General features: G+C 59.8%; 22 protein-coding genes. 7 read left to right on the top strand and 15 right to left on the bottom strand.

Translation table 11 applies throughout. The features are described 5' to 3' along the window. Nucleotides 1–50 precede the first annotated feature (50 nt). The 3 genes from NQ014_RS00960 to sigE form a co-directional block, all read right to left on the bottom strand. Nucleotides 51–1,370 (bottom strand): trypsin-like peptidase domain-containing protein, encoded by a 1,320-nt coding sequence (locus NQ014_RS00960; protein WP_257073120.1) that lies wholly within the window; start codon nt 1,368–1,370, stop codon nt 51–53. Beyond that, nucleotides 1,370–1,735, bottom strand: coding sequence for an anti-sigma factor (locus NQ014_RS00955; RefSeq protein WP_016422410.1), 366 nt, complete (start codon nt 1,733–1,735; stop codon nt 1,370–1,372). The genes NQ014_RS00960 and NQ014_RS00955 overlap by 1 nt, the downstream gene beginning before the upstream one ends. Before the next feature lie 78 nt (nt 1,736–1,813). Continuing rightward, the gene (sigE, locus tag NQ014_RS00950; protein WP_257073119.1) at nt 1,814–2,467 is read right to left on the bottom strand and encodes an RNA polymerase sigma factor SigE; all 654 of its coding nucleotides are present in this window, start codon (nt 2,465–2,467) and stop codon (nt 1,814–1,816) included. A 158-nt stretch (nt 2,468–2,625) separates the two neighbouring features. Between sigE and NQ014_RS00945 the strand changes: the two genes are divergently transcribed. After that, nucleotides 2,626–3,300: a class I SAM-dependent methyltransferase gene (locus NQ014_RS00945; protein WP_257073118.1), complete on the top strand. Its 675-nt coding sequence runs from the start codon at nt 2,626–2,628 to the stop codon at nt 3,298–3,300. Nucleotides 3,301–3,593: 293 nt separating this feature from the next. Here NQ014_RS00945 and glgC read toward each other — a convergent pair whose 3' ends face one another. Next, nucleotides 3,594–4,811, bottom strand: coding sequence for a glucose-1-phosphate adenylyltransferase (glgC, locus tag NQ014_RS00940; RefSeq protein WP_042388575.1), 1,218 nt, complete (start codon nt 4,809–4,811; stop codon nt 3,594–3,596). Between the two features lie 112 nt (nt 4,812–4,923). On the opposite strand from glgC, the gene glgA reads away from it, so the two are divergent. The 3 genes from glgA to budA all read left to right on the top strand — a co-directional run bounded on the left by glgA (nt 4,924) and on the right by budA (nt 8,726). Continuing rightward, nucleotides 4,924–6,120, top strand: a complete 1,197-nt coding sequence (gene glgA / locus NQ014_RS00935; RefSeq protein WP_257073116.1) for a glycogen synthase — start codon at nt 4,924–4,926, stop codon at nt 6,118–6,120. Between the two features lie 202 nt (nt 6,121–6,322). Further along, the gene (locus NQ014_RS00930) at nt 6,323–7,846 is read left to right on the top strand and encodes a cellulase family glycosylhydrolase (protein WP_257073115.1); all 1,524 of its coding nucleotides are present in this window, start codon (nt 6,323–6,325) and stop codon (nt 7,844–7,846) included. 130 nt (nt 7,847–7,976) lie between these two features. After that, a complete protein-coding gene (gene budA / locus NQ014_RS00925; protein WP_038628349.1) occupies nt 7,977–8,726 on the top strand; it encodes an acetolactate decarboxylase in 750 nt (249 codons plus the stop codon). Nucleotides 8,727–8,729: 3 nt separating this feature from the next. Here budA and NQ014_RS00920 read toward each other — a convergent pair whose 3' ends face one another. The 6 genes from NQ014_RS00920 to NQ014_RS00895 form a co-directional block, all read right to left on the bottom strand. Continuing rightward, nucleotides 8,730–9,605, bottom strand: a complete 876-nt coding sequence (locus NQ014_RS00920; RefSeq protein WP_038629489.1) for a methyltransferase domain-containing protein — start codon at nt 9,603–9,605, stop codon at nt 8,730–8,732. 305 nt (nt 9,606–9,910) lie between these two features. Beyond that, a complete protein-coding gene (locus tag NQ014_RS00915; RefSeq protein ID WP_005509573.1) occupies nt 9,911–10,078 on the bottom strand; it encodes a DUF3117 domain-containing protein in 168 nt (55 codons plus the stop codon). Nucleotides 10,079–10,301: 223 nt separating this feature from the next. Further along, on the bottom strand, nt 10,302–11,114 hold the full coding sequence (gene folP / locus NQ014_RS00910; protein WP_257073355.1) for a dihydropteroate synthase: 813 nt from the start codon (nt 11,112–11,114) through the stop codon (nt 10,302–10,304). Between the two features lie 45 nt (nt 11,115–11,159). Next, nucleotides 11,160–11,987 (bottom strand): TIGR00730 family Rossman fold protein, encoded by an 828-nt coding sequence (locus tag NQ014_RS00905; RefSeq protein ID WP_257073112.1) that lies wholly within the window; start codon nt 11,985–11,987, stop codon nt 11,160–11,162. A 69-nt stretch (nt 11,988–12,056) separates the two neighbouring features. Continuing rightward, nucleotides 12,057–13,193, bottom strand: coding sequence for a succinyl-diaminopimelate desuccinylase (gene dapE / locus NQ014_RS00900; protein ID WP_257073111.1), 1,137 nt, complete (start codon nt 13,191–13,193; stop codon nt 12,057–12,059). Between the two features lie 5 nt (nt 13,194–13,198). After that, nucleotides 13,199–14,089: a hypothetical protein gene (locus NQ014_RS00895; protein WP_257073110.1), complete on the bottom strand. Its 891-nt coding sequence runs from the start codon at nt 14,087–14,089 to the stop codon at nt 13,199–13,201. An 83-nt stretch (nt 14,090–14,172) separates the two neighbouring features. Here NQ014_RS00895 and NQ014_RS00890 point away from each other — a divergent pair, with 83 nt between their 5' ends. The 3 genes from NQ014_RS00890 (at nt 14,173) to dapD (ending at nt 17,781) form a co-directional block, all read left to right on the top strand. Then, nucleotides 14,173–15,165, top strand: a complete 993-nt coding sequence (locus NQ014_RS00890; RefSeq protein ID WP_257073109.1) for a succinyltransferase — start codon at nt 14,173–14,175, stop codon at nt 15,163–15,165. A 124-nt stretch (nt 15,166–15,289) separates the two neighbouring features. Further along, complete coding sequence (locus tag NQ014_RS00885; protein ID WP_373467691.1) at nt 15,290–16,693, top strand: amino acid permease; 1,404 nt, start codon at nt 15,290–15,292, stop codon at nt 16,691–16,693. A gap of 116 nt (nt 16,694–16,809) precedes the next feature. Beyond that, nucleotides 16,810–17,781 carry a 2,3,4,5-tetrahydropyridine-2,6-dicarboxylate N-succinyltransferase gene (gene dapD / locus NQ014_RS00880; RefSeq protein WP_257073107.1) on the top strand — a complete coding sequence of 324 codons (972 nt, stop codon included), beginning with the start codon at nt 16,810–16,812 and terminating at the stop codon, nt 17,779–17,781. On the opposite strand, the gene NQ014_RS00875 is transcribed toward dapD, so the two are convergent. The 5 genes from NQ014_RS00875 to mshB form a co-directional block, all read right to left on the bottom strand. Then, nucleotides 17,778–18,719: a pseudouridine synthase gene (locus NQ014_RS00875; protein WP_257073106.1), complete on the bottom strand. Its 942-nt coding sequence runs from the start codon at nt 18,717–18,719 to the stop codon at nt 17,778–17,780. The two genes, dapD and NQ014_RS00875, sit on opposite strands and share 4 nt — an antisense overlap. Before the next feature lie 89 nt (nt 18,720–18,808). Then, entirely contained in the window at nt 18,809–19,936 is a 1,128-nt protein-coding gene (gene dapC, locus NQ014_RS00870; protein WP_257073105.1) for a succinyldiaminopimelate transaminase, read from the bottom strand. A gap of 54 nt (nt 19,937–19,990) precedes the next feature. Next, complete coding sequence (gene fdxA, locus NQ014_RS00865; protein WP_005509435.1) at nt 19,991–20,314, bottom strand: ferredoxin; 324 nt, start codon at nt 20,312–20,314, stop codon at nt 19,991–19,993. A gap of 244 nt (nt 20,315–20,558) precedes the next feature. Beyond that, the gene (locus NQ014_RS00860) at nt 20,559–21,080 is read right to left on the bottom strand and encodes a hypothetical protein (RefSeq protein WP_257073103.1); all 522 of its coding nucleotides are present in this window, start codon (nt 21,078–21,080) and stop codon (nt 20,559–20,561) included. Continuing rightward, on the bottom strand, nt 21,073–22,026 hold the full coding sequence (gene mshB / locus NQ014_RS00855) for an N-acetyl-1-D-myo-inositol-2-amino-2-deoxy-alpha-D-glucopyranoside deacetylase (protein ID WP_257073102.1): 954 nt from the start codon (nt 22,024–22,026) through the stop codon (nt 21,073–21,075). The genes NQ014_RS00860 and mshB overlap by 8 nt, the downstream gene beginning before the upstream one ends. Between the last annotated feature and the right edge of the window lie 7 nt (nt 22,027–22,033).

The raw sequence follows: 22,033 nt of genomic DNA, 5'->3' as shown, positions 1-22,033 counted from the left end.
TCTGCTAAATCCGCAGAAACCAGCCGAAACCGGCCGAAACCAGCGCCACCCTACTCCGGCGTGATCTTCGCCTCCAGCTCGGCTCCGTGACGAACGATCTTCAATACCGCCTCATTACCAGCGCCAACAGTCCACAGCGCCACCGTGAGCTCATCTGCGGACGATACCGCGCGGTCTCCCACAGCCGTAATCACGTCGCCTTCCTGCATGCCTTCCCGGTCGGCAACACCTCCCGGCAGGATGCTGGCAATCTCAGCACCAGTCAGTGCGCCATTGGAAACCGTGCGCGCTGTCACGCCGATCCCCGGATGAACCGGCCGCTCACCGGCAATGAGCTGCTCAGCGATGGCAACGGCTGAATTGATTGGAATCGCAAAGCCCAAGCCCTGCGAGCCACCCGAGCTACTAAAAATCACCGTATTAATACCGACGATCGCACCGCGGATATCCACCAGCGGACCACCCGAATTACCCGGGTTAATCGACGCATCGGTCTGAATCGCATCGGCGTAGCCATCCGTATCAGTCCCCTCAGCGGACAAGCGCACCGGGCGATTAAGAGCTGAGACAATACCGGAAGTCACCGTTCCGCCCAGGCCCTGCGGCGAGCCCATCGCAATCACTGTGTCGCCGACCGCAACCGCGTTGGAATCACCAAGCTGCGCCACAGTCAGCCCCGCAACATCTTCAACCTTAATTACGGCGAGATCGGTCTTCGGGTCACGGCCAATAATCTTGGCCGGCACCTCTTTCAGCTTTCCGCCGTCCCAAAACGTTACGGAGACCTGCATATCCTGCCGGTCCGCCACCGCCGAAACGACGTGGTTATTCGTCAAAATATGACCGTCACCATCAATGACAAACCCCGAGCCCACGCCCGAGACCTCACCGGCACTGACCGCAATCGACACCACCGCGGGACGAAGAGCCTCCGCCACCTTGCCGATTTCAGTCAAATCACCGTTGCCCGGACGCCCCTCAATCTGCTGCAGCTCCACACGCTGGTAGTCCGACCGGAAAGTCTTGCCAGCCCAACCGCCAACAAAGCCGCCAACACCGCCAATGAGCAGCACCACGGCCGATGATGCCGCGATCACACGCCACGGCACCTCGCGGCCAAAAATCACTTCCCGCGCGCTGACGCGGGGAGCCGTCTTCGGGCGAGGCTTCTTTTTCGCTTCGGGTTTGCGGGCTGGACGCCCCGTCGTCATGCGTGACGACGAATCCTGCCACGGCGAATACTCTTGGGCGGTGGCACTGGGGTCATCGTCAAGCTTTTGCCCTGGTGCACGCTGTAACCCGCCAGTTGCGGCGGCACGATCGGAGTCCGGGGCAAACGCGGAATCATCGAAAGAGCGATGTTTGCCCACTAGTGACTACCACCTTTACGAAAACCGCGAACGATCTGCTCCAACGCGGCACTCAGCGACTCCGGCGGACGGTGCGCGAGATGCCGCGCCGACCGATGGGGCTCTGAGTCCTCGCAACTGCCTGCGAAATCAGCAATACGTGCGCGCAGCTCAGCTGGAATGTGCAAGGGCGCGCTATCACGCAGACGCTTGGCCGCCTGCCGCTGCTTCGCGACCTCCCGGCGACACTCCGGGCATGCCATCAGGTGCGCCTGCGCACGACGCTCAGCTACGACCGACAACTCGCCGTCAACAAAAGCGGCGATTGCCTCGGTGCCGAGATGCTCCGTTGACAAAAAACGCTTGTCATCGCCCTGCTGAATCACAGACTGCAGCACCTCCAGAAATCACACCTAATTAACTAGCCCCACAATAGCCGCTCCCGCGGATTGAGTGCGGGAAATCTAGCCTGCGGTGACCGACTCCGGCAGCTCCTGCCGCTCCTTCTCCAGGCGCTCCAACGTCGCCCGCAAGCTGGAACGTGCGCGGTGAATGCGCGAACGCACGGTGCCCATCTTGAGCCCAAGGGTGCTGGCAATTTCCTCGTAGGTCAGCCCCACCACATCGCAGAGGACAACCACTGCGCGATAGTCCGGCTGCAGCTCAGCCAGTGCAATTTCCAAATCCGGGTCGAGCATCGCGTCATCGACGGCCTGCTCCGGCGTCTTCAGCGTGCCCGGGACACGGTCGTAGTTCTCCGGCAACGCCTCCATCCGGATGACCTGCCGGTGCCGGACCATATCCAAAAACAGGTTAGTGGTAATCCGATGCAGCCAGCCTTCAAAAGTGCCGGGACGGTATGACTTCAGCGAGCGGAACACACGCATGAATGTCTCCTGCGTCAGGTCTTCCGCGTCCTGCTGGTTACCGGTCAACCGATATGCGAGCCCGTAAACACTATCCGCGTGAGCCTGGACCAGCTCCGACCACGACGGCATCTCCCCCACACCTGCGTCAAAAGCCGCGGTGCCGGACAGTTGCTCAGTTACGTCAGCGGACGGGGCGTCCTCGCGGTTGGAGCCTGCGCTGACTCGTTCGGACTTGACTCGTTCGGACATGAGGTTCAGTGTTCCTTACCAACCTTAGGTTTGTAGTGATCTTACCCTGAAAATAGTTTGAGAGTCCAGACAAATTTGAGGCTTGTTTACCCACCTAGTCCGGCACTGACCGGCGCGCCCCGCTGCCCTGGGCGGAGTTTTTTCCTACGCTATAGAGCGTGTCCGAAACGAGTTCTTCTGCTACCCCGCTATCCGCACGTGACGCTATTGCACAGCACGTCAACAACACGACCGTAGTCTCCGAGGCCCTTGAAAGCGCCCGAGAGAGCGCTCGCGAATACGGAGTTGCCGTCCCCGATACGATGACCGGCGCCGCTTTGACCTCGCTCATAGCTCTGACCAGTGCCCGCCGCGACGGTCACCCCGCCGCTGTCATCGCATCGCCTGCGGCAGGCGTAGTCGGTTTGCACCTGGCCGCCGGCCTCGGCGATGACGGCGTTCTCACCTGCATCGACCCGGAGCTCGAGCACCAGTCTCTGGCAAAGTCCGCTTTCCGAGCCGCAGGCATCCGCCCCAACCGACAGCGCTTCCTGCCCTCGCAGCCACTGGAGGTCATGGATCGACTGGCCGCCGACTCCTACGACTTGGTCTACTTGGACGTCGCCCCGGCAATCCTCCGCGCCGCCCAGGAAAAGGCCTGGCCGCTGCTTCGCTCCGGTGGCGCGCTCGTCCTGACCGGCGCGCTCCTCGACGGCACTGTTGCTGACTCGTCACGCACTGACCGTGACACCGTCGCTGCCCGCGAAGCCGACGAATACATGCTCCAGCTTGACGACGCTTACGTGATGCGCCTCCCCCTAGCAGCTGGCACCACTGTACTGGTGAAGAAGTAGTTTTTTACTGTTGGCCGGCCGGCTAGCGGCAGCGGTGGGCCACTGCGACTTACTGACTGCGTTTATGACTGGTGGCGGCGGGTCGAGCCGAGTTACTGACTGCGTTTATGACAAAAATGGCCCGAAAAATGGCTTGAAAGTGTCATAAACTCACACAGTTTCACATTTGCAGCCCGTGATTTTTGGGGTTGCCAGTTTTGGGGCTAGGTAGCAACTAGGTAACAAAAAGGGTTAGAAGAAAAAGGCACGTACCCCACGGTACGTGCCTTTTCAGCCGGTCGGACTCAGACAGTCTAGATAACCTGGTTCTTACCAACGGCCACAACGCCACCAGCGCTGACCTTGAAGCGCTCTGCGTCCTTCTCCGGATCGACACCGATAATGGCGCCGTCGGAAACTACAACGTTCTTGTCCAAAATCGCGTGGCGAACCACTGCTCCCCGGCCGACGCGAACGCCTGGGAAGAGAACCGAGCCCTCCACCGTCGCGCCGTCCTCGACCACAACGTTGGTGCTAATCACCGAGTTGCGGACCGTACCACCGGAGACAATCGAACCGGCACCGACCATCGAAGCCTGAGCAATACCGCCCTGGACAAACTTGGCCGGAGGCAGGTTCTCCTCCGAGAAGGTGTGGATTGGCCACTTCTTGTTGTAGAGGTTAAACACCGGGTGGACGGAAATCAGGTCCATGTTGGCCTCGTAGAAGGCATCGATGGTACCGACGTCACGCCAGTAGCCCTTGTCACGTTCGGTCTCACCCGGAACATAGCTGTCCTTGAAGTCCCAGACGAAAGCTTCGCCCTCCTCTACCAGCATCGGAATAATGTTTCCGCCCATGTCATGGTCGGAGTTTTCATCTTCCGAGTCACGCTTAATAGCGTCGATAAGCGCGGAGGTAGTGAAGATGTAGTTACCCATCGACGCGAACGTCGAGTTCGGGTCATCCGGGGTGCCGGGCGGATCAGCCGGCTTCTCCAGGAACTCGGTGATTCGGTTGTTGTCATCGGCATCGATGACACCGAATGCGCTGGCCTCAGAACGCGGGACGCGGATACCAGCGACGGTCACGCCAGCGCCAGACTCGATGTGGGCCTCCAGCATCTGCTGCGGATCCATGCGATAGACGTGGTCGGCACCGAAGACGATGACGTACTCCGGATCCTCGTCGTAAACCAGGTTCAGCGACTGCAGGATCGCGTCCGCCGAACCGGTGAACCAGCGCTTACCCAGACGCTGCTGAGCCGGCACCGGGGTGACGTACTGGCCGGTGATGCCGGACAGCTGCCACGCCTGCGAAATGTGACGGTCGAGCGAGTGGGACTTGTACTGGGTCAGCACACAGATCTTCAGGAAACCTGCGTTGACCAGGTTCGACAGCACGAAGTCGATAAGCCGATAGCTACCGCCGAAAGGCACGGCGGGCTTAGCGCGGTCTTCCGTCAGCGGAAAGAGACGCTTGCCTTCGCCACCGGCAAGGACAATGGACAAAACATGTGGTTGACTCCTCACACCAACCAACCTATATGCGATTTACGTTCCTCGCTGCCAGTCTCCCCTCCCCGCTACCCACACCCAGGCATATCAAGCGACGGAAATTGTCAAATCTGGTTACGCTGGAACTATGCGTGTTGCCATGATGACCAAGGAATACCCTCCGGAGATTTACGGCGGAGCAGGTGTTCACGTAACTGAACTGACTCGTTTCATGCGCGGCCTCGACGGCGTTGACGTCGATGTGCACTGCATGGGTGCTCCTCGCGAAGAGGCGGATGTATATGTCCACGGCGTTGACCCGGAGTTGAAGGATGCCAACGCCTCGATTAAGACGCTGTCCACGGGGTTGCGCATGGCAAATGCCGCCGCGGCAACCGACATTGATGTCGTCCACTCTCACACCTGGTACTCAGGCCTGGGCGGTCACCTCACTGGCCTGCTCAAGGGCATTCCGCATGTGGCGACCGCGCACTCACTGGAGCCGCACCGCCCATGGAAGCGCGAGCAGCTCGGCGGCGGTTACGACGTTTCCAGCTGGTCCGAGCGCAATGCTATGGAGTACGCAGACGCTGTCATTGCTGTGTCCGCGCGCATGAAGGACGCCATCCTGGACGCCTACCCGCGCATCTCCCCCGACAAGGTTCACGTTGTCCTGAACGGTATCGACACCGAGCTGTGGTACCCGCGGCCGACGTGGGAAGAGTCCAAGGAGCAGAACGGCTGGTCTGTCCTGGAGGAGCTCGGCGTTGACCCGTCTCGCCCAATGGTTGCGTTCGTCGGCCGCATCACCCGCCAGAAGGGTGTCGCTCACCTGGTCAAGGCCGCATCGCTTTTCGACGACGGTGTGCAGCTCGTTCTGTGCGCCGGCGCTCCGGACACCCCGGAAATCGCGAAGGAGACTGAGCAGCTCGTCCATGATCTCCAGGAGAAGCGCGATGGCATTTTCTGGGTGCAGGACATGCTGCCGAAGGAGAAGATCCAGGAGATCCTGACGGCCGCGGATTCGTTCGTCTGCCCGTCCATCTACGAGCCGCTGGGCATCGTTAACCTCGAGGCTATGGCCTGTGGCACCGCCGTTGTCGCCTCTGATGTCGGCGGCATTCCGGAGGTTGTCGTCGATGGTGAAACCGGCACTCTGGTTCACTACGACGAGTCCGATCCGGAGGGCTTCGAACGAGGCATCGCTGCCGCTGTCAACAACATGGTCGCCGACCGTGACCGCGCTGCCAAGGTTGGCCAGGCGGGTAAGAAGCGCGCTGAAGATGTGTTTAGCTGGGAGAACATCGCTCAGCACACCGTCGAGGTCTATAAGTCTTTGATGTAGCTGGCTGTCTGCAAGACGCCACGGCTGCGCGGTGGACGGAGTCTCCTCATAAGGCCCATCGCTTCTGAGAAGGAAGCGGTGGGCCTTTCTTAGCCTTTTTACTAACCCCGTTCATGACATTTATTTATGCCTTTGCCCACTTTTCTAAACCTAATTTGAGTTTTGGCTGAATTTATCATTACTGGTCAATAGCATACTGAGTATGAGATTCACTAAGAAGGTGGCAGCAGCTGGTGCCGCCATTGCCATAGCGCTAGCGGGTGCAGTACCGCATCAGGCGCTCGCTACAGAAGTAGCACCATCCCCTAGTACCGCTACCATCACCGAGCGTGGTCCCCTTGGGCAGTCCGGTCGCTGGTTTACCGATGGTGACGGCCGAGCTTTCCTCACTCAGGGGTCGAACATCGTCTACAAGCACGATCCTTACACCCCCGAGGCCGGAGGCTTTAACGAGGACGATGCTGACTGGCTCGTGCAGCAGGGCTTCGACTCCATGCGAGTCGGCATTATATGGAAAGCAGTAGAGCCAAAGCCCGGCGAGTACAACGACGAATACCTGGATTCCATTGCCCGCACTATCTCTATGCTCACCGAGCGTGGAATCGCGGTCTTGGTCGATACTCACCAGGACATGTACAACGAGAAGTTCGAAGGCGAATTTGCCCCGGATTGGGCTGTCATTGACGACGGCGTTCCCAGCCTCTTGAAGGTTGGCTTCCCCGCTAACCAGGCCCTCAATATCGGCCTCATTAGGGCATACGACAACTTCCTGAATAACCGCGAAGGGCCAGGCGGCGTTGGGTTGCAGGAGCGTTACGCAGCCATGTGGGGCCATGTCGCCAAACGCCTTGGCGACATGCCGGGACTGATGGGCTACGACATCATAAATGAACCGTGGCCAGGCTCGGCATACCCACTGTGCTATCTGGCTCTCGGCGACTGCGGCCCGGCTAAGGAAAAGCTCGATGAACTGCACCAGAAGGCTGCCGATCAGATTGTCGACAAGGACCCGGACGCTATTGTCCACTACGAGCCCTACTCCATGTGGAACACCGGATTGAACACGAATCCGGCAGCCCCGGAGGTTCCTGAAACCGCTGGTACGGCCCTCAGCTGGCATGTCTACTGCACCACGAATGCCCTGTTCAACACCTACACGGGCTGTGACTTCTTCGATGGTCGTACCTTCGACAATGCGGAAATCGTCTCGTCCGGTAACGGCTCGGCCACACTACTGTCCGAGTTCGGTGCCACTGACGATGCCGATACCCTCAATGGCGTAATTTCGCTTGCCCGGCGCCACATGGTCGGCTGGCAATACTGGTCCTACTGTGGATGCGACGACCCGACGACGCAGAACCAGAAGGAACAGGGCATGGTCTTCGACCCGAAGGTTCCAGGACCTGTAGGTGCCGATGCCTTCAACCGCGACAAGATGACCATTCTCGCCGCTCCACACCTGCGAGCGGTCGCAGGCACCCCGCAAGCTACCGACTGGAACCGCGACACCCATGTCTACAAGGCCAGCTGGAACAATAGCCGCGTCGACGGCACCGGAGTTTTCGCACCCGGTTCCACCAGCGAGCTCGTTGTGCCCTCAATCAACTTCCCGAATGGGTTCACAGTGAATGTCGAAGGTGGCCACGCCACTGTCGCTGCCGATGGCCAGACGGTTCATATCCTCTCCACTGCTGACCACGTGTCAGTCACCATCCAGCCGAAGTAGAACCAACCCCTCGATTCACCAAATCACGCCCTGTGGATTTTTCCGCAGGGCGTTTTTCGTACCGCCGGGTCCTCTCCCACCATCGGACCGACAACCCACCCCAGCTTGGGCTACAAAAATCGATCATATAATGGCTTCCATGACCACTCACGAGAATTTTCCAACGGTCCGACACACAATTTTCCAAAACTCACTGATGTCCGCACTGCTCGATGGCATCTACGACGGCGAGATGACCATTGGCGAAATCCTTGGTCATGGAAACTTCGGCATCGGCACCTTCGACGGTCTCGATGGCGAAATGGTAATCCTCGACGGTGTCTGCTGGCAGGTGCGTCACGACGGCTCCGCGACCCGGGCCACCATGGATCAGCGCAGCCCCTACACGGTGGTCACCAACTTCGTTCCCCACACGGTGATGGATGCGCCGGAAAACCTGACTCGCAAGGAAATTAGCCCCATCATCGATTCCCTGGTGCCGAGCCAAAATTTTATGTACGCACTGCGGATTACCGGCGAATTTGAGTGGGTGAAGACTCGAACCGTCGTAAAGCAGGAAAAGCCGTACCAGAAGATGGTTGATGCGACGGAAGAAGACGCGTCGGTTGATTTCGAGAACCTGCGGGGCACGATTGCGGGCTTCCGCACGCCGGTGTACGAGAAGGGAATTTCGGTGCCCGGCTGTCACGTGCACTTCCTTGCGGAAGGCGGCACCGGCGGCGGGCATGTGCTGGACTTTAAGCTGCGCTCGGGCACTATCGAGTTGTGCCCGGGCACTGACCTGCAGCTTCGCCTTCCGCTAACGGCGGAATTCTCGGATGCTGACCTGGATCCGGATGACCTGGATGAACAGATTCACAAAACCGAGGTCAAGGAGTAGGCGCTAGTCGCCCGGGCGACCCAGACGGGTGACGTAGGCACGGGCGGTGACGTGCATCTCTGCAGGTAGCGCTGCAATGCGTTCCTGCAGCACCTCCGGGTGAATATGACGTGCCGACGGGCTCATACCGATCTGCGCGGCGATTGCACTCTGGTTGAGGTTCATACCGAACTCCACCAGCTCCGGGTCACCGACAGGCACGAGGTGCCCCTCTGCCTGGGAAATCATGCGCTCGACCTTGCCGCGCTCGACATCGATGATGCCCAGCGGCTCACGAAGCTCGCCCAGATGACCAGTAGTGGCAGTCAGAACCACGACCTGGCCGCCCGGCTTGAGCACGCGAGCGAACTCCTCCGCGTTGCGAGGTGCGAAGACAACCGTAAGCGCATCGATGGAACCATCACGCAGCGGCAAACGCGCCCACGCATCGGCCACAACCGCACCGAGCCGCGGGTGACTCTTGGCCAGGTGCTTGGCGGCCGGCACTGAGACGTCGATGCCCACGCCCCGGGAATTGGGAATGCTGTCCAGCGTGTGTGCGAGGTAATAACCAGTGCCCGCACCGACTTCGCAGATGACTGGGCTGGCGGCTTCGGACACGTTGGCGTCGTCAAGCACGTCCTGGACGTTGCCTGTAACTGCCTCAACGAATGGAGCATAGTGGCCACCAGAGAGGAACTCCTCGCGGGCGGTAATCATCTTGGCGTCATCGCCGGTGTAGCGCAGACCAGCCCCACCGGCGAGCGTAACGTAACCCTGGCGGGCGACATCATAGCTATGTCCGGATTCGGACTTCAGAGTCATTCGTTCGGCATCACCAAACTTCAAATCAGTGCCATCGATGGGGTCAGCAAGCACATCAATGATGTCAGCTAGCACGTCGGTCACTCCTCAAACTGAGCTAGAAAAATAATTTTCACTATCTTAGCCCGTGACGAGCTCAGCCAAGTAACTCCAATGCGAGTTACTGACTACGTTTATGACAAAAATTGCCCGAAAACTGGCTTGAAAGTGTCATAAACTCCCACAGTTTCACATTTGCAGCCCGTACTTTTTGTTCATAAACCCTCATTCGAGCCGTTATCACCTGAAAAAGAAAAGGCGACCTACACCACCTGTGTAGGTCGCCGCTGGGTTAAAACCGGACAGGCTCGCCCCTACCCGGCCACTACCCCACTACTCTGCTACTCCACTACTGCTACAAGCTCTGCACCGAGCTCCTTGGCTTCCTCCGGGGACAGTTCCACCACCAGGCGCCCACCACCATCTGCGGGGACGCGCATTACAATCTTCTTGCCCTCTTTAACTGCCTCCAGCGGACCATCACCGGTACGCGGCTTCATTGCTGCCATGTGAACTCCTTCGTTCTAAGACAATGTCGATGCAGGAGACGACCAGCCACCCCAGCTCGGCTGTGGTAGCCAGGAGATTGACAATCCCGGTTCAAGACCTCGGTCTAAGACCCCGGCTCAAGATCCCGGTTTAGAATCCCTGTCGGCATTTTCGACTACTTCTCTTCATCATAGTCCTTTGTTTCACGCAGCGGCATGGGTGAAGCGCCTCAAACTACGCCCCTTACACCAGCCCACGCACCGGATGCAGTGGCGCAAAATCACCGGAAATAGCCAGAGTCATACGGCAAACATCAAGAGTTTCGGACACCTGATGCGAACGGAACACCGCAACACCGGCAGCTGCCGCATGGGCGGTCGCAGCCAAGGTGCCGGGCACACGCTGCTCGACCGGGCGGTCCAAAGTCTCACCGACGAAGTCCTTATTCGACAGCGCCATGAGCACCGGCCAGCCTGTAGCCACGAGCTCATGGCAGCGCCGCAGAAGCTCGAGGCCGTGGTAGGTGTTCTTGCCAAAGTCGTGGGTGGGATCGATGAGGATGCGGTCCTCCGGCACGCCAGCGTCCACTGCCCTCTGGGCGAGCTTGCCGGTTTCTGAGATGACATCGTCCACGACGTCGTCGTAACGCACGCGAATCGGATTGGTGCGTGGCAGCGCCCCACCAGTGTGCGAGCAAACGTAACCCATCCCGTGGGCGCCTGCGACTTCCAGCAGCTCCGGGTCATGGCCTGCCCAAGTGTCGTTGATGAGGTTGGCACCAGCGTTGATGGCGGCCTCCCCGACTTCGGCGCGCCAGGTGTCGACGCTAATGTGCAGGTCAGGATAGCGTTCGCGGACCTTCGCGATGGTCGGCACCACGCGCTCGATCTCCTCGGCAACAGTTACTTTCGCACCGATACCGGCCTTGACGCCGCCGATGTCAACAATGCCCGCGCCTGCCGCAACAACTTCGTCGACGCGAGCGAGCGCGGCCTCCTCCGCAGCCGTTGCGCCACGGTCATAGAAGGAATCCGGGGTGCGATTGACGATGGCCATCACCGTCGGCACCGCGGAGTCCTGATAAAAACTCTGCACAGCGTCTTACCTCTCGCTGAAGCGACGGACTCGGCAGAGCTTTTCGGGAACGTCAGAGGTTGGCTCACACTCTTCCATCAATTTTTCGTGCGCGGCCTCGATGTACTCGACTGCTTCTTCAATGGAGTCGGTGACCAGGAAAAGGTCCATATCAGTCGGAGAAATCAGCTCCATGGCCACGAGTTTCTCGCGCATCCAATCGACCAGCCCCGACCAGAACTCAGTGCCCAGCAGCACGATTGGGTGATTTTCCACCTTCTCGGTCTGCACCATCACCAGTGACTCAAAGAGTTCATCGAGCGTGCCGAATCCACCCGGCAGACAAATAAACGCCTGCGAGTACTTCAGGAACATGGTCTTGCGCACGAAGAAGTAGCGGAAGTTCATGCCCAGGTCGACCCAGTCATTCAAGTGCTGCTCGTGCGGCAGCTCAATGCCCAGCCCAATGGACAGGCCGTCGGCGTCGTAGCAGCCGCGGTTGGCGGCTTCCATGATGCCCGGGCCGCCGCCAGTGATGGTCGCGTAACCCGCCTCCGCCAGCGCCTTGCCCAGGTCGAAGCCCCACTGGTAGTACGGGCTGTCCTCTGGCAAACGTGCCGAACCATACACCGTCACCGCCGGCGGAATCTCCGCCAACGCACCAAAGCCGTCAACGAACTCCGACTGAATGCGCAGCACACGCCAGGTGTCGTTGTGCAGCCAGTCCGTGTTCGGATTGTGTGACAACAGCCTGCGGTCGGTCGTAGACGCCTGCGGTTCGCCCGCCTGTCGAATCGCGATTGGGCCGCGGAGTGCACGGCGCTTAGCTGGGGACGGAGTACGTACAGGTTTCATAACCTCACAATGTATGCCAGCAATGACATACGCGCACCCGCTCAGCGAGGGCAGGGTGTGACTCTAGGCTCACTCAGCCACCGGCGCGGTGGTCAAGTACCGCCGCAGGTCCTCCCACAGCGCCGTAATGCACTCGACCGGAATCTGCTCGTCCTTCTTGTGGCAGTACGCCGGGTCACCCGGGCCAAAGTTCACCGCAGGAATGCCGAGCGCCGAAAAACGCGCCACATCGGTCCACCCAAACTTGGGCTTTACGACGTCGCCTGCGACCGCAACCAACTCCTTCGCAGCAGCCGCATGCAGTCCCGGCAGTGCCCCAGGGCTCGCATCCTCGACATCGACGGTGAGCTCCTCGGCCGCAAACTCGTCGAGTCCCAGCACCTCGCGGAAGTGTGCCATGGCCTCATCGGCGCTGCGGTTGGGCGCGAATCGGAAGTTGACTCGCAGCACCGCCTCGTCGGGAAGCGTATTGGTGGCAACCCCTGCCTCCAGCCAGACGACGTTGAGCCCTTCGCGGTAGGCCAAACCGTCGATGTCCACAGTCTGCGGCTCATAGGCGGCAATCCTCGACAGCACCGGCGCTAACTTGTGCACGGCATTGTCGCCGAGCCACGCCCGAGCCGAGTGCGCACGTGTGCCGTGAGTGGTCAAACGCAGGCGAATAGAGCCCTGGCAACCGGCTTCGATGACATTGCCGCTGGGCTCGCCCAGCAGAGCGACATCGCCAGTCAGAAGCTCCGGATGCGACTCACTCAAGTGCCGCAACCCGTTGAACTCCGCGGCGATTTCTTCGCATTCGTACATGATGAGCGTCAGGTCGCGCTGCAGCTCCTGGCTTGCCGCCAGCGTCGCAAAAGCATGCAGGTAGACCGCGTCACCGCTTTTCATGTCCACAGTTCCGCAGCCAAAGAGCGTGTCTCTTCCCTGCGCGTCTACCCCACGCGTCGAGGGCACATTGTCCGCAGTCGGCACCGTATCCAGGTGCCCGGCCAGAATCACACGCTGCGGCAATCCACGATGGGTCCGCGCAATCACGTTGTTATCGATGCGCAGGACCTCAATCGACTTATCTGCCTGCGCGACCTCACGCAATGCCACCTCGACGGCATCCGCTATCGCGGTCTCATTGTGGGACACCGATTCGATGTCCACCAGTGCCGCCGTGAGGTCTACAGGATCTTGGAGCAGATTTAACTTCGATTTCACATCAATTAAGCGTACAAACCATTGTGCGCCAGCGAAACCAGAATTTTGTGATGAATATGCGCCGCACGACCATTGATCGCATCCCCATTGGCAGGCGCGCCACCGCCGAGGAACAGCGCCAGCTCATGCGGTTCGGCGGAGGTCACACCAACTCTCCCCTCCGCAGGTCGCTTAAGCCCATCAGCCACCTCAAAGACCAGGGTTTTCGCTCCATCCGGGAGAGTTTGGGCAATGATTTCCTCCGGAGTTTCGCTTGCCGACGACCCCAGCGCCCGCTCCTCCCCCGCATTATCGGTCACCTCTCCGTTGCCGCTTTCTTCCTCGACAACGCCCGCGCCGGGTCCATAGACCACAGCCACACGGGAGCCATAGACCGCAATCACCGGACGCAGCTCATTCGTGCTGACAATCACCGTAGAACCGGCCAGTGGCTTGCAGACGGCCGCGACGATCTTGGCCGTTGCATGTGGCAGCTGCACTGGAGTGGGATCGACGTCTCGTCGATAAGCAGGACGAAGCGTTTCGGCGACATCGCCCAGCTCGTCGCGCTCCCACATCGGCAGGGCATCGATGCGTGCCTGCTGATCGCGGTTCTTGCGCTCCAGTAAAAGGCGGGCAAACATGCCACCGCCGAGCCCCACCGCGATGGCAACTGCGATAACCAGCACAAGACGGTTCGGCGCGATGAGCGCAACCACTGCGGCAATAGCCACACCGACTGCGCCAATTGGCATTGCTCGCGGCGGCAAAACGAAACCAAAGAAGCTGGCTACGGCAAGAATCCAAGCACTCAGCAGTGCGAATCCGACATAGAAGACCACCGGCAGGGACAGGACGAAGCCGAGTCCGAGCACACTGACAGCAATGATGAGGCTAACTAAGAACCACTGCTTCATTTTCTGTGTGCTTTCAAGGCCAGCTAGGGGCATAGTTCATCCTTCCGCGAAGATTCCTTAAAGGGATACTAATATTAAGAATCATGATTACATCTGGTGCTGTCGCTACGGGAATCGCCAACATCGCAATGGACGGTACAGTTCTCGATACTTGGTTTCCCGCACCTCAGTTGAGCGATGAGGTCGTAGAATCGAGCACTCACCGGCTCGGCGCCGCTGATTTGACCCCACAGCTGCTTCGTCAGGTGATTTTGGACGAGGATCGCCGCGTGGAGCAGGTGGCAGTGCGCACGTCCATTGAGGATTTGTCCAAGCCTGCTGTCGACCCGCACGATGCCTACCTGCGCTTGCATTTGCTCTCTCACCGCCTGGTCAAGCCGCACCAGCTAAACACCAAGGGCCTCTACGAGTTGCTCCATGTAGTGGCGTGGACCAACAAGGGGCCATGTCTGCCGGACAACTTCGAGCAACTGCGTACCCACTTGCGCGTCCGCGGTCTGATTCACGTTTACGCCATCGACCGCATGCCGCGCATGGTCGATTATGTGCTACCCGCCGGTGTCCGCATTGCAGAGGCCGAGCGCGTGCGGTTGGGCGCTTATCTGGCGCCGGGCACGTCCGTACTGCGCGAGGGATTTGTCTCGCTGAACTCGGGCACTCTGGGCCCATGCAAGATTGAGGGACGTCTATCCTCCGGTGTCGTCATTGGCGCGCACACGAAGGTGGGGCTGTCGGCCTCCATCATTGCCGCTCATGATGATTCCGGTCAGCGTGAGCCACTCACGGTTGGCGAGCGCTGCCACATCGATATCGCGGCCGGCACCGTCGGCGTCAGCCTTGGTAATGACTGCATTATTGACCGAAGCATCCTCATTGCCCCCGATACGCCCATCGATGTCCCCGCGGAGAACCGCCGCATTCAGGCATGGGAAATCTCGGGCCGCGACAACATGCACTTCTACCATCACCCGGACCACTCGGCGGTGTGCGTCCGCCGCACGGAACGCCCGGGCAACGACGAAGGTGCCGCTGCTTTCGCCCAGCTTGCCGACGTGCCGGATGAGCTGGCCGGATAACCTACTTTAGGTGCTCTTAAAGGCACATTAATTGGCCCCGAAACGGTGAATGGGGGTAAACCCGTAATACGGTTATTGCCCCTGTTATCAGCGAGGTAATGTTTGCGACATGACCGAATCGCAAATTACCTCCACCTCCGGCGAGACAGCTCAGCTGGGCAAGGGGCTGCAGGTTCGACACCTGACCATGATGGGTCTTGGCTCCGCAATCGGTGCCGGTCTTTTCCTTGGTACGGGCGTCGGCATTAAGGCAGCTGGCCCGGGTGTTCTAGTTTCCTATGTCATCGCTGGCTTCATTGTCGTCCTCGTCATGCAGATGCTCGGCGAGATGGCCGCTGCCCGCCCGACACCGGGTAGCTTCTCCACCTATGCCGAGATGGCCTTTGGTTCCTCGGCTGGCTTTGTCCTCGGCTGGCTCTACTGGTTCATGCTCATCATGGTGCTCGGCGCTGAAATTACCGGTGCCGGTGCCATCATGGGTGCGTGGTTCGGTATTCCGGGCTGGATTCCAGGCCTGATCTGTGTTGTCTTCTTCGCTGTAGTGAATTTGGCGAATGTGCGCGGTTTCGGCGAGTTCGAGTTCTGGTTCGCGTTCATCAAGGTCGCGGTGATTATCGCGTTCCTGGTCATTGGCGTTCTTCTTTTCTTCGGTCTGCTGCCAGGCACCAGCTTCGTCGGTACGACGCATATTGCCGAGTCCGGATTCCTCCCGAATGGCGTGTCCGGCATTGCCGCTGGTCTGTTGGCCGTGGCCTTCGCCTTCGGCGGTATCGAGATTGTCACAATTGCCGCTGCTGAGGCTGAAGATCCGCAGCGCTCCATCGCTGCTGCTGTCCGCTCGGTAATCTTCCGCATCTCTGTGTTCTACCTGGGCTGCGTGACCGTCATCATCCTGCTGTTGCCGTACTCCCAGATTGACGGCGCTGACTCCGCAGCTGAGTCGCCGTTCACCCAGGTTCTGAAGCAGGCGAACATTCCGGGTGCCGTTGGCTTCATGGAGGCCATTATCGTTCTGGCGCTGCTGTCCGCGTTCAACGCTCAGATTTACGCAACCTCTCGCCTGGTCTACTCGATGTCCACCCGCGGTGAGGCACCGCGCTTCTTCGCCCACACCAATGAGGGCGCAGTTCCGAACCGTGCGGTCATCATGTCGATGGTCTTCGCCTTCGTCTCCGTTGGCCTGCAGGTTGTCTTCGACGGCTCGAGTGTCCTGGTCTTCCTGCTGAACGCTGTCGGCGGCTGCTTGCTGGTGATCTGGCTGGTCATCGCCCTGTCTGAGATTAAGTTGCGCCCGCAGATGGAGGCCAACAACGAGCTTTCCGTTCGCATGTGGGCTTACCCGGCACTGTCCTGGGTAGCGGTCATCCTAATCCTGGGCCTCGCTGTTGGCATGCTCACCGATCCTGGTGCTCGCCAGCAGGTTATCGCCGTTGTGTGTGTCACTGCGTTCCTCGCGGTGCTCTCTGCACTGACTAAGAAGAGCCGCACCGCGGCCCGCGAGGCTCTCGAGTCCAGCGATAGCAACTAGCCGTTAGCAACTGACTGCAGGGCCTAACCACCCTGCTACCCCTATCCGAACATTTCCTTGCTACACATTTGCGGAACACTTTTCATAGATAGGGATATGCCGGTAGCCTGTTTTCCATGAAATTTGGAGCACAAGCTACCGGCATTGCCACTTTTAACAACGATACTGTTCTCGACGTCTGGTTTCCCGCCCCCAAGCTCATCGAAGAGCGTGTGACAACCTCCACAACGACCGGAACCATCGACGCCGACGCGCTGCCCGAAGATTTCATCTACCTCGCAGACCTGGCCGTAGCCGATGCGGACCGTGGCACCACCCGCCGTGTGGTCACAGCTACCATCGCTTCACTCGATGACGCACCAGTCGACACCATCGATGCCTACCTGCGTCTCCATCTGCTGTCCCACCGCCTGGCCACCCCCAACAGCATCAACCTGGACGGCATCTTCGGCAAGCTCAACAATGTGGTGTGGACGAATTTTGGCCCCTGTGCTGTCGAAGGCTTCGAGGTAACCCGAGCCAAGCTGTCACGCCGCGGACCTGTCACCGTCTACTCCATCGATAAATTCCCCCGCATGGTCGACTACGTCACTCCCACCGGAGTTCGCATCGGTGACGCTGACCGCGTGCGCCTTGGAGCCCATCTCGCAGAGGGCACCACAGTCATGCACGAGGGCTTCGTCAACTTCAACGCAGGCACGCTTGGACACTCCATGGTGGAAGGCCGTATCTCTCAGGGGGTCGTCGTCGACGACGGCTCCGATATCGGCGGTGGTGCGTCCATCATGGGCACACTATCCGGTGGAGGTAAGGAAGTTGTGTCCGTCGGCAAGCGATGCCTACTCGGTGCGAACGCTGGACTCGGAATCTCGCTCGGCGATGACTGCGTACTCGAAGCCGGGCTCTACATCACTGCCGGCACCAAGTGCCACGTTGCCCTAGACGGCGTGAAGAAGACGCTCAAGGCCCGCGAGCTCTCGGGCGGATCGAATATGCTCTTCCGCCGCAACTCGCTCTCTGGTGCAGTCGAGGTTGTGCCGTGGGCTGCCGAAAAGGTGAAGCTCAGCGCGGAGCTGCACGCTAACTAAAGGGTGGTCGGCACGTCTGCAGGGGCCGCGATATTCCGCGCGCTCCGGTAGGCACGCCGCTCATCAGTGACGGGGTCGACAAAGGCCAGCGCGGTCGCCGTCAATCGCAACTGCGGCGTGTACTTTGGCGCGCTGCCCACGCTTGCCGACGGCCCCTGCGCCCCCGATTCCCGGCCATAGGTGTCCTCACCGAGAATGGGATAGCCTAGCCAGTCCATCGTCGCCCGCAGCTGATGCGTGCGGCCCGTATGGGGCTGTAGCCGCCAGTGCCCCACCTGCATGCGGCTGCCGCAATGCCCGCAACCACAGCCGACCGCGTGCAGCGGAATGCTGGCGCTGGCCGCACCACCGCCACGGCTGCTCGCCAGCACATCGCCGATGTCCGCTGCTACCGGGCCGAGGAAAGTCACGGTTGTGCGTGCGAGCTTGAACTTGGGATTCTTCGCGGCAGCGCGAGCGGAATGGTCGGTCTCCACGACTTTTACTCCGCGTCCCGCAGGGTTGGGATCGAGCAGAAGCGTGACATCCCGGGTTTCCCCCACATGCCAATCATCGGGCATCACGGTGAGACATTCGTATTCTTTAGTGATTTCCTGGTTTTGGAAAAGCTGCTGGTAACGCGCACGGGTAGCCGGATTCCGGGAAAGCAACATCAGCCCACTGGTCAGCAGATCCAGACGGTGAACGGCCACTATCTCCGGTTCCCCGAGGCTACGTCGCAGGCGCTCCTGCACGGTATTGGCCACGATGCGGCCATTGGGGGTCGCGGGCAGAAAAGGCGGCTTGTCTACGACCAGAAACTCATCGGTGTCGGCCACAATTGCCGGCTCAAAGGGGATGTACTCCTCGCGCTCGTGAGCGGCGGCATCGACTTGTGCTGCCTGACGGTTCTTCTCAAGGCCCCACCAAGCATCTCGGTTGCCTGCGGCACGTCCCACGGCACACTCCCTTTTTTATGTCTTGGCCTATCCCGATGTCGGCACCGTTTGCGGCATTTGGCCTAATCGGGCCAGCATATCTGGCCGGGCTAGCCGCGAATGCGCGCCGCAGCCACTTCGATGTCGTTGAGCGTCGCTGTGAGCCCCACCCGCACGTGCTGCGCACCCTTGGGGCCATAGAAGCTACCCGGCGCGACCAAAATACCGCGTTCGGCCAGCCAATCAACCGTCTGCCAGCAGTCTTCTCCGCGAGTAGCCCACAGATAGAGCCCACCCTCGGAGTCATCGATACGAAAACCTGCGGCTACCAGTGCATCATGCAGAATCTCACGGCGGTCACTGTAGCGCTGCTTTTGTTCGGCCTCGTGGGAGTCGTCGTTAAGCCCGGCGATCGTGGCGTGCTGGATGGGTCCCGGCATCATCAGCCCCATGTGGCGGCGCACGGAAACCAGCTCGGCGATGAGGTCCGCATCGCCGGCGAACCAGCCGGTGCGGTACGACGCCATGTTCGACGTCTTGGACAGCGAGTGGATAGCCAGCAGATTGGTGAAATCACCGTCGCACACTCGCGGGTCGAGAATACTGACTGGCTGTTCAGTCCAACCGAGCCCTAGGTAGCACTCGTCAGAGGCGACGATGACGTCCCGAGAACGCGCCCACTCAACCACCTTGCGCAGGTGTTCAACACCGAGGACCTTGCCGTTGGGGTTGCCCGGGGAATTGATGAACATCAGCGTCGGCGAGGCGGGGCCGATTTGCGTCAGCGAGTCCGCACGCAGCAGCTCAGCGCCTGCGATGCGAACGCCGACCTCATAGGTGGGATATGCCAGCTCGGGGATGACGACGGTATGCCCCGCGCCTACGCCGAGGAGGAAGGGAAGCCAGCCAATCGCTTCCTTAGTGCCGATGACTGGAAGCACATTGCCACCGCTGACCGCTGACTCCAGTCCCGTCACGCCGTAGCGCCGCGCCATCGCTGCAACAATCGCAGCGCGTAGCTCAGGCGTGCCGACGGTCTGAGGGTAACCCGGTGCGGCAGCGCCTTCGGAAAGGCCCTGCCGAATTATCGGAGCGACTTCATCGACTGGTGTGCCGACCGAGAGATTGACCATGCCCTCTTCATGCGCAGCCGCAGTGGCTTTCGCCTGCGTGAGGGAATCCCACGGAAACTGAGGCAAAAGAGAACCGGGAGTTACGCGCTTGCGGGCAGCTGACATGGGCGGTGATGAAGTCCTTCCCGGGAAAAGAAATGGGTTTAGTCCTCTGTGGGTTTAGTCTTCCGCCTGCGGCGGCAGAGCTGCCACGAATGGCACATCGAAGTCCTGCGGGCCGAGCTTGGCGGCACCGCCCGGGGAACCCAGCTCATCGAACCAGTCGACATTCGCATCGATGAATTCAACCCACTCATCCGGAACATCGTCCTCGTAGAAGATGGCCTCGACTGGGCAGACCGGTTCACAAGCGCCGCAGTCAACGCACTCATCAGGGTGAATGTAGAGCATGCGCTTGCCCTCGTAAATGCAGTCAACCGGGCACTCTTCAACACAGGCACGGTCGAGGACGTCAACACATGGCTGGGCAATGATGTAAGTCATGATTTTAGGTTTAAGAACCTTTCTCACAAGATATGGGATGAGGCTTTCGCTATCTGTCGATTATGCCGTTCCGACGAGAAACAGAGCAAAATAGACAGAGCGGTATATTCAGATTGGAGTCTACACCTAACGTAGGTGTTGTTTTCAACTGGCTCCAGAAAGGGCCACATTCATGCAGGCCTGCCCTGCATCAGTTCCCCACCGTCTCCTGCAGCATCGACTGTAGGTTCCGCCGCAGTTTCCGTTAGAGTGCCCGCAGATGGCGCAGTGGCCAGGCACCGCCCAGCACACCGCAAACAAGCAGCAGAACTGTTCGCAACCACTGCCCCATTGCCAAATCACCACCGAAGGGCAGCACTGCCCACAGCAAAATGCCTGCAAAGCCCAGCACCCAGATGACAGTCGGAATCGCAGCTTTAGAGCGATCACGAGTCCACAGCAACGCTGTATTGGTGATAACCAGATTGGCAATATAGGCCAATGGAATAGTCCACGGCAACGGAATAGCAACCGAGCCGATGGTAATCCACGCTCCGAGGAAAACTACCTCAATCACCAGCGCTGCCAGCGCAGCCAGCGACAGCCAGACCAGCGCTACCGTGACTTCACCCTGATGGAAGTTCTCGCGTGGCTGCGAACGTTCCGGATCGCCCCAATAGCGCTCATCTCCAAACGTGCGCTTTTCAATACTCAAGCGCTCGTTTTTCAGCTTTCCGCCAGCAGCGTTAATCAAGTCTTCGCTTTCGTGAGGCTGAGGGTTACTCATCGTCCGCACTCCCCTCCGCTTCCAGATCCACGCTCGGTACAGAGTCGACGCTCGCTACCGGCTCTGGCGGTAATTGGATATTCACCAGCTCCCCCAGCTCTTCCAGGGACGCAGCGGTCGCCGTACCAAAACGGTATGCCTCAGTCGGTGTCACCGGCTGACACAGCAAATTGGAAAACGCCCAGACGGCTCGCGCACGACCAGAGCCGTCGGTCTGCCCATAGACAGCATCAGGATTGATCTCGCTAACGGAACCATCGGCGAACCACACTTGTGTCGCATGCGCGCGCATGGCCTCAACCTTGGCAGCCACAGCGGCATCATCCAGCTGAACCTCGAAATGGCCGGTCACGGTAGCGAAGTCGTCGACATCGCACGCCTGCCAGGTCTCCGGCACCACGGTAATGGCATCCAGTCCCGCCGCCATTGCCTCACGATCGGTGACCGCCCACAGCGTCGGAAAGCGATTTCCGCACGCCGCGACAGTGATATCGTGTGCGCGAATGTGGTCCGGGTGCCCATAGCCACCATCGGCATCGTAAGTAATGACCAGATCTGGCTGCAGCTCATCGAGGATGGTGCGAAGCTGGGCTACCGCCTCATCACCTGAGTTCACGAACGCACGCGGATGCTCATTGCCCTTGTCCCCTGCCATACCGGAATCACGCCAACGCCCGGCACCACCGAGGAAATGCGGCACATTGTCCGGACCATTGGCTCCCAGCGCACGCAGCGCCGAGCGCAACTCGGCGACGCGGAAACCTCCCAACTGGTCGGCTTCATCAGCAACTAGCCCCTGGTACGGCGCGCCGATGACCTCTCCCAGCTCGCCCATCGTGCAGGTCACTACACTTACCGACGCTCCGGAGCGCGCGGCAGCCGCAATCAAACCACCTGTCCAAATGGACTCGTCATCTGGATGTGCGTGAACAAAAAGTAACTTCACGGGCTTT

The organism is Corynebacterium sp. 5QC2CO, assembly GCF_024580435.1.
GTDB lineage: Bacteria > Actinomycetota > Actinomycetes > Mycobacteriales > Mycobacteriaceae > Corynebacterium > Corynebacterium jeikeium_D.
The sequence above is the reverse complement of the archived record's forward strand: the minus strand, read 5'-3'. Positions and strand labels throughout refer to the sequence as shown.

Coding starts and splice junctions, on each gene's coding strand:
- sigE (WP_257073119.1), bottom strand. CDS start 2,467: ATGTCCGAACGAGTCAAGTCCGAACGAGTCAGCGCAGGCTCCAACCGC.
- glgA (WP_257073116.1), top strand. CDS start 4,924: ATGCGTGTTGCCATGATGACCAAGGAATACCCTCCGGAGATTTACGGC.
- NQ014_RS00930 (WP_257073115.1), top strand. CDS start 6,323: ATGAGATTCACTAAGAAGGTGGCAGCAGCTGGTGCCGCCATTGCCATA.
- budA (WP_038628349.1), top strand. CDS start 7,977: ATGGCTTCCATGACCACTCACGAGAATTTTCCAACGGTCCGACACACA.
- NQ014_RS00915 (WP_005509573.1), bottom strand. CDS start 10,078: ATGGCAGCAATGAAGCCGCGTACCGGTGATGGTCCGCTGGAGGCAGTT.
- folP (WP_257073355.1), bottom strand. CDS start 11,114: ATGGCCATCGTCAATCGCACCCCGGATTCCTTCTATGACCGTGGCGCA.
- NQ014_RS00905 (WP_257073112.1), bottom strand. CDS start 11,987: ATGAAACCTGTACGTACTCCGTCCCCAGCTAAGCGCCGTGCACTCCGC.
- NQ014_RS00895 (WP_257073110.1), bottom strand. CDS start 14,089: ATGAAGCAGTGGTTCTTAGTTAGCCTCATCATTGCTGTCAGTGTGCTC.
- NQ014_RS00890 (WP_257073109.1), top strand. CDS start 14,173: ATGATTACATCTGGTGCTGTCGCTACGGGAATCGCCAACATCGCAATG.
- dapD (WP_257073107.1), top strand. CDS start 16,810: ATGAAATTTGGAGCACAAGCTACCGGCATTGCCACTTTTAACAACGAT.
- dapC (WP_257073105.1), bottom strand. CDS start 19,936: ATGTCAGCTGCCCGCAAGCGCGTAACTCCCGGTTCTCTTTTGCCTCAG.
- fdxA (WP_005509435.1), bottom strand. CDS start 20,314: ATGACTTACATCATTGCCCAGCCATGTGTTGACGTCCTCGACCGTGCC.
- NQ014_RS00860 (WP_257073103.1), bottom strand. CDS start 21,080: ATGAGTAACCCTCAGCCTCACGAAAGCGAAGACTTGATTAACGCTGCT.